At 59.4% G+C, this 5,625-nt stretch carries 4 protein-coding genes and 1 rRNA gene; 4 read left to right on the top strand and 1 reads right to left on the bottom strand.

The window, feature by feature from the left end:
* The first annotated feature begins 212 nt into the window (after positions 1–212).
* Positions 213–325 (top strand): 5S ribosomal RNA (gene rrf / locus E8M83_RS16930).
* A 280-nt stretch (positions 326–605) separates the two neighbouring features.
* Positions 606–2,183, top strand: coding sequence for a methyl-accepting chemotaxis protein (locus E8M83_RS16925; RefSeq protein WP_137174524.1), 1,578 nt, complete (start codon positions 606–608; stop codon positions 2,181–2,183).
* Positions 2,184–2,205: 22 nt separating this feature from the next.
* Here the strand turns inward: E8M83_RS16925 and E8M83_RS16920 are convergent, their stop codons facing one another.
* Positions 2,206–2,664 (bottom strand): MarR family winged helix-turn-helix transcriptional regulator, encoded by a 459-nt coding sequence (locus tag E8M83_RS16920; RefSeq protein WP_137174523.1) that lies wholly within the window; start codon positions 2,662–2,664, stop codon positions 2,206–2,208.
* 243 nt (positions 2,665–2,907) lie between these two features.
* Between E8M83_RS16920 and E8M83_RS16915 the strand changes: the two genes are divergently transcribed.
* Entirely contained in the window at positions 2,908–4,338 is a 1,431-nt protein-coding gene (locus E8M83_RS16915; protein WP_137174522.1) for an aldehyde dehydrogenase family protein, read from the top strand.
* Positions 4,322–5,242 (top strand): AraC family transcriptional regulator, encoded by a 921-nt coding sequence (locus E8M83_RS16910; RefSeq protein WP_170976845.1) that lies wholly within the window; start codon positions 4,322–4,324, stop codon positions 5,240–5,242. Before E8M83_RS16915 ends, E8M83_RS16910 begins: the two co-directional genes overlap by 17 nt.
* The last annotated feature ends 383 nt before the right edge of the window (positions 5,243–5,625 follow it).

Genomic DNA, 5,625 nt, shown 5'->3' with positions numbered 1-5,625 from the left:
CAGTACTAATTGCCCGTAAGGCTTGTCCCTATAACCTTGGTAGTCCGAGGTTGACGAGTACAACTGCTTGAATACAAGCTACCACCCAAACAATACTTCTTCCAGATTCAGAGCTTCGTAGGGTTGGCGGCTTTGCCGCCGACGCGGTGATGGTTGACATCAACCCACCACGCTCCAATATCGGAGCCAAACGAATGCTCGTACAAGTCATGCCTGATGACCATAGCAAGTCGGTCCCACCCCTTCCCATCCCGAACAGGACCGTGAAACGACTTTGCGCCGATGATAGTGCTGCAACCAGTGTGAAAGTAGGTTATCGTCAGGCTAGTTATATAGAAAAACCCCCACCAGCCTACACGCGCTCAAGATCGCGTGTAGTGCAGGTGGGGGTTTTTTGCTTTCTGCGCCTGGATAACACCATGTTGTTCAAGCACCAAATCGCGTCAGCCTCAGATGCATTGCGTACAAATAACATTGCTTTCTGTCCAGAATCAATCGTGCGTGACAGATAGTTTCCTATAATCCTTTGTTCCCATTCATCTGTTTCTGTTGGCACACAGCGCCGACAGGGACTTCTTTTGCCTCATTACATTTAAAAGAACTTTATGCGATCACTTTCTGCACTCAGCACGCGGGCCAAGCTCGGCCTCGGGTTTGGCCTGGTCGGAATCCTGATCATCGTGCTCGCCATATTCGCATGGCGTGAATTAGGAAACGTCGGTCAGGAACTCGCTGCACAAAACACGGTGCGCACGACCGAGCTCGAGCGCCTGTACGAGTTACGCGAATCGCTCGCCCAGACCGGCCTTGCCGCACGCAATGCCTACATCTTCCCGGACGTTGCCGACGCCAGCCGTGAACTCGACCTCCTGGACGAACACAAATCCCGTTATCTCGCTGAACTGCAGGCGCTCGAACCATTGTTCCAGGCGAATGCCAACTTCGCGAAGATGCGCGAAGGCCTGCTGCAGATGGCGCAAGAGCTGAATCGTCCACGCCGCTATCGCGATGCCGGCCAGATGGCCGAATACGGCGCCTTCCTCGTCAACGAGTGCAGCCCGCTGCGCCGTCAAAACGTACTCGATATCGATCGCGTCATCACGACCGTGCAGCAACAGGTCGCGGACAGTACTGCCCATGCGCAAGAATCGATCGGTTCTGCCAAGACCACGATTATCGTGGTGACGCTTGCCGCCGTCGTCCTGAGCATGCTGGTCGGCAGCGCAATCACGGCGCACCTGTTGCGCCAGCTGGGCGGCGAGCCGGTCGAAGTCAATCGCATCGCCTCGGCCATCGCTTCGGGCGACCTGACCGTCGACGTCGCCGTGCGTCCCGACGACGACGCCAGCGTCATGCATGCCATCCGTGAAATGCAGGCCAGCCTGCAAAACATCGTCGCCCAGGTCCGCGGCGGTACCGACATGATTGCGACCGCTTCCAGTGAGATCAGCGCCGGCAACGACGATCTGTCGATGCGTACCGAAGAACAGGCAAACTCACTGGGCCGTACTGCGGACTCGATGAAAGAGCTGACTGCTGTCGTCGAACAGAATACCGCCTACGCCCGCCATGCCAATACGCTCGCCGCTTCGGCAAGCGTAGTCGCAAGCAAGGGTGGCACTGTGGTTTCCGCCGTGGTCAATACCATGCAGGATATCCATGCCTCGGCCCGCAAGATATCGGACATTACCAGTGTGATCGACGCCATCGCCTTCCAGACCAATATCCTTGCACTGAATGCCGCGGTCGAAGCGGCACGCGCCGGCGAGCAGGGTCGGGGCTTCGCCGTGGTCGCAAGCGAAGTGCGCAGCCTGGCCCATCGTTCGGCCACTGCCGCCAAGGAAATCTCTGCCTTGATCGGCGAATCGGCTGCCAAGGTGGATGCGGGTTCGAAGTTGGTGGAACAGGCCGGCGCCACGATGGAAGACATCGTGACCAGCGTGAAAGAAGTCAGCGGCATCATCGCTGAAATCACGACCGCAAGCGAGGCCCAGCATGTCGGCATCCAGCAGGTGAACCACGCGGTGGGTCAAATGGATGAGGCAACCCAGCAGAACGCTGCGTTGGTCGAACAGGCCGCCGCTTCCGCTGCGGCACTCAAGGAACAGGCTGCAAGGCTGCTGCGCACCGTGCGCGTATTTCGCATTGAAACCGAAGGCAGCCCGCTGCGGATCGCGGGCTGACCTGGCTCCCGATGACGCGCCGCTAGCCGGCGCTGTCGTTCAGGCTCTTGCGCAAATTTACCAACTGTTCGCGCAATGCCGATGCTTCGTCGGCCGAGCACTGGGTCGCACACAATACCGCCGGCATCACGCTGACGGCTTCCTTCTTCAAGGCCTTGCCTTCGTCGGTCAGGCTGATGATCACCTGGCGCTCGTCGCTGCGCGCGCGGTTACGCTGCACCAGTCCCTGGGCTTCCATGCGCTTGAGCAAAGGCGTCAAGGTTGCAGAATCCAGGAACAGGCGTTCGCCAATATCGGACACGGTCAGCTGATCTTGTTCCCACAAAACCATCATCACGAGATATTGCGGATAGGTGAGCCCGAGCTTGGGCAGCAGGCCACGGTAGACTCGCATCATTGCCAGTGAGGTCGAGTACAGGGCGAAGCACAATTGCTCGTCGAGCATCGGCGTCGCAGGAGAGGTAGGGGCGGTCGTGTTCATGCATCCAATATAGATCGCACGCTAGATAATTGCAAGCGATGATTATCGAGAAATTGGCGTGGCTCGCCGTGCCGCCAGGAAGTCGCGGTGTACGCGCTCACATCGCTCCATCTCTGCAATACGGCGCATTGCCCGATTCATCACCCGGCTGGCAGGATCAGGCAAGAGGTCGCAAGGATCGGTCTACCGGCCCAGCCACCATGACTCCTATGATGAATGCTCATTATCTGAGCGGAGCACGCCATGAATTTGATCGACACTATTTATATCAAGGGACGATTCGTCACGCCGCACGGCACCGAGCGCTTCACCCTGGTCGACCCAGTTACCGAGCAGGAAGCAACGCACGTCATCCTGGCGGACGAAGTCGACGCCGAAAATGCGATCGTCGCCGCGAGCGCCGCATATCGCGAACTCGCCGGATCGTCGCGCGAACAGCGCATGGACTGGCTCGCACGCCTGCACGAAGTCGTTGCGCAAGCCGAAGAGGAGCTGATCGCGACCATGATCGAGGAATATGGCGGCCCTCACGCGATTTCTGTTGCGACGTCGAGGCGGGCAGCCGCTTCTTTCGACCAGGCGCGCACGCTGCTGGCCGACTACCCGTTCGAGCGCCAGGTGGCCAGCGCACGGGTCCGCATGGAGCCGCTCGGCGTCGTTGGCCTGATCACGCCCTGGAATGCGAATTACGGCATGATCTGTAGCAAACTAGCGATGACGATCGCCGCCGGTAGTACAGCGGTGATCAAGCCCAGCGAATTGAGCGCACGCCAGACTGAACTGCTGACCCGCGTCCTGCACCGCGCCGAAGTTCCTGCCGGCCTGTTCAACATCCTGACCGGACGCGGTGATGTCGTCGGCGCCGCTTTCGTGCGCCACCCAGGCATCGCAAAGATATCGTTTACCGGTTCCACTGCGGTTGGCAAGTCGATCGTGCGTGGCACGGCCGAAACGCTCAAGCGCGTCACCCTGGAGCTGGGCGGCAAATCGCCCACGATCCTGCTCGACGATGCCGACTTCGACAAGGCCATGCCGCTCGTTGCGGCGGCCGCAACCATGAATAGCGGCCAGGCCTGCCTGGCGGGTACGCGCCTGCTGGTGCCGCGCGCACGATTGCAGGAGGCCGAGCAGGGCATCGTCGCGGCATTCCAGGAGTTGACGGTGGGCGATCCACGCGATCCGGCCACCCGGATCGGGCCGATGGTCACCTCTACCCAGTACCAGCGCGTACAAGCTTATATCCGCAAGGGGATCGAGGAGGGCGCCACCTTGCTGCTGGGCGGCGTCGGCTTGCCCGATGGCCTGGAACGCGGCTATTTCGTGCGACCTACCGTGTTCAGCAATGTGCGCAACGACATGACCATCGCAAAAGAGGAGATCTTCGGACCGGTCCTGTCAGTGATTGCCTATGATGACGAGGAAGACGCCATCGCCATCGCGAACGACACGATCTATGGCCTGCACGCCTATGTGTTCTCGGGCGATGTGGCGCGCGCGAACCGTGTCGCCCGCCGCATCGAGGCGGGCCGGGTCTTCATCAATGGCTTGTACGATGAACCGATGGCGCCGTTCGGCGGTTTCAAGCAATCTGGCGTGGGGCGCGAATTCGGCGTTTTCGGGCTGGAGGAATATCTCGAGCCAAAGACCTTGCTGGGCTATGAACAAACTCTTTGAACAGGACTTGCTCGGGCGGCTGCTGGAGACGGTACGTCTCCAGTACGCCGCAGCGAACGGCATCGACGACCTGCCGACGGCACTGCCCTGGCTGGGATTGATCCGGCGCCGGGAGCCGACGCCGATCGGCCGCGGCATGCTGGAGCCTTCGATGTGCCTGCTGCTGCAGGGCGAGAAGCAGATGCTGGTCGGTGAGCGCGTACTGCGCTACGGTGCGGGTTGCTATGTGCAGGCGGGCATGGCGATGCCCGTCTCAGGCCAGGTCGTGCGCGCCGGAGAAGCCGAACCCTATTATGGGATTCGGGTCGACCTCGATCCCAAGGAGCTTGCCGCCTTCATGCTCGAGATGCAGATTCCGATGCCGGTGCAAGGTGACGATCCGCCCTTTGTCAGTGTCGAGGTGGCGGAGGAGGGGCTGCTGGATGCCTTTGCGCGCCTGTTGGGATTGCTCGACCGGCCGTCGGACCTGCCTGTCCTCGGGCGCCTGCTCAAGCAGGAGATCATGTATTACCTGGTGACGGGGCCTGGCGGTCCTACCTTGACGCGGGGGGTGATGGGTAGCCAGCGCGAATTTGCCGTGAACAAGGCGATCGGCTGGATCCGCGAACATTACGATGCGCCCCTGAAGATCGCCGAGTTGGCCGAAGCCGTACACCTGAGCCCATCGGTCTTGCACCGTCGCTTCAAGGCGGCGACGATCATGAGCCCGCTCCAGTACCAGAAGCAGGTGCGCCTGCTGGAGGCGCGCAAGCTCCTGATGGGTGGGGGAGTCGAGGCAGCCAATGTAGCGTTCCAGGTGGGGTATGAAAGCCCTTCGCAGTTCAGCCGCGAGTACCGTCGCCTGTTCGGCGCGTCGCCACTGCAGGACGCCGAGCAGCTACGCGGTGTGGCGCCGCCACCGTAATCCGTCGCCGCGAAACAATATTATTGCTGAGCACTTGCGCGATATGACGGGGCTTTGCTATAGTTCGCCTCCGCTTCGGCAACGACCGAAAATGTTAACGTAATCAAGTGGTTACGCTAGCAATTTCGGCAGAGAAATCTGAGACGAAGCGAAATGAGGGGTTGACGAAAAACGAAAAACACTTCATACTCTCTTTCCTCTGCTGCTGACGAACACAACGATTCGAAGCAAGCGACAGATGAAGCAACACTGAATTCTGATCTTTAAAAATTAACAGTCGATAAGTGTGGGCGTTTGATGAAGGTGCCAAGAACCTCGGTTCTTGATTACTTAAAATATCAAATGTTCACAAAAAGTATTAACGTTGTCTCAGCAATGAGATA

It is taken from the genome of Massilia sp. HP4, assembly GCF_005222695.1.
Classification (GTDB): domain Bacteria; phylum Pseudomonadota; class Gammaproteobacteria; order Burkholderiales; family Burkholderiaceae_D; genus Telluria.
Note: the sequence above shows the minus strand (reverse complement) of the source record. Positions and strands in the feature narration are given on the sequence as shown.

Coding starts and splice junctions, on each gene's coding strand:
- E8M83_RS16925 (WP_137174524.1), top strand. CDS start 606: ATGCGATCACTTTCTGCACTCAGCACGCGGGCCAAGCTCGGCCTCGGG.
- E8M83_RS16920 (WP_137174523.1), bottom strand. CDS start 2,664: ATGAACACGACCGCCCCTACCTCTCCTGCGACGCCGATGCTCGACGAG.
- E8M83_RS16915 (WP_137174522.1), top strand. CDS start 2,908: ATGAATTTGATCGACACTATTTATATCAAGGGACGATTCGTCACGCCG.
- E8M83_RS16910 (WP_170976845.1), top strand. CDS start 4,322: ATGAACAAACTCTTTGAACAGGACTTGCTCGGGCGGCTGCTGGAGACG.